The sequence below is a fragment of the Phocaeicola sp. RTP21198st1_B8_RTP21198_201120 genome, from assembly GCF_040929485.1.
Taxonomy (GTDB): domain Bacteria; phylum Bacteroidota; class Bacteroidia; order Bacteroidales; family Bacteroidaceae; genus Phocaeicola; species Phocaeicola dorei.
In genome coordinates this window covers 1-1021 of the sequence record NZ_JBCOCI010000573.1, presented here as the reverse complement: position 1 = coordinate 1021, position 1021 = coordinate 1, and the positions used below count along the sequence as shown (strand labels likewise).

The window sequence follows — 1021 nt, the reverse complement described above, 5'->3', positions numbered from 1 at the left end:
CAGTTAAGTGTATCGGAATTTTGACCTCCGGAGGTGATGCTCCGGGAATGAACGCTGCTATACGTGCAGTGACACGTGCAGCTATCTACAATGGATTGCAAGTCAAAGGTATATACAGAGGCTATAAAGGTCTGGTCACAGGTGAAATCAAGGAATTTAAGAGTCAGAATGTGAGTAATATCATCCAGTTGGGTGGTACTATCTTGAAAACAGCCCGTTGTAAAGAGTTCACGACTCCGGAAGGTCGCCAGTTGGCTTATGATAATATGAAAAAAGAAGGCATTGATGCCTTGGTTATCATTGGTGGAGACGGTTCACTGACAGGTGCACGCATCTTTGCACAGGAATTTGATGTTCCGTGTATCGGACTACCGGGAACTATTGATAATGACCTCTACGGTACAGATACTACCATCGGATATGATACTGCATTAAATACGATATTGGACGCTGTGGATAAGATTCGCGACACGGCCACTTCACACGAACGTTTGTTCTTTGTAGAAGTGATGGGACGTGACGCCGGTTTCCTTGCACTGAACGGAGCGATCGCTTCGGGAGCGGAAGCTGCTATTATTCCGGAATTCAGTACGGAAGTCGACCAACTGGAAGAGTTTATCAAGAACGGATTCCGTAAATCAAAAAACAGTAGTATTGTATTGGTAGCCGAAAGCGAACTGACCGGAGGAGCCATGCATTATGCCGAACGTGTGAAAAACGAATACCCGCAATACGATGTACGTGTGACGATCTTAGGTCACTTGCAACGTGGTGGTAGCCCGACTGCCCACGACCGTATCCTGGCAAGCCGCCTCGGTGCTGCTGCTATCGATGCTATTATGGAAGATCAACGTAACGTAATGATCGGAATCGAACATGATGAAATCGTTTACGTACCGTTCAGCAAGGCTATTAAGAATGACAAACCAATCAAGAGAGATCTTGTCACTGTATTGAAAGAGCTTTCAATCTAATCTTTTTATTTTTAGGAGTTCAGCTTATATCAGTATATAAGATAAAG

Annotated in this window: 1 protein-coding gene; it reads left to right on the top strand. The window is 44.6% G+C overall.

Going from position 1 to position 1021, the window contains the following annotated elements; genetic code table 11:
• On the top strand, positions 1–974 hold a 974-nt coding region (pfkA, locus tag AB5935_RS28210), incomplete at its 5' end, for a 6-phosphofructokinase (protein ID WP_368328130.1).
• Positions 975–1021 lie beyond the last annotated feature (47 nt).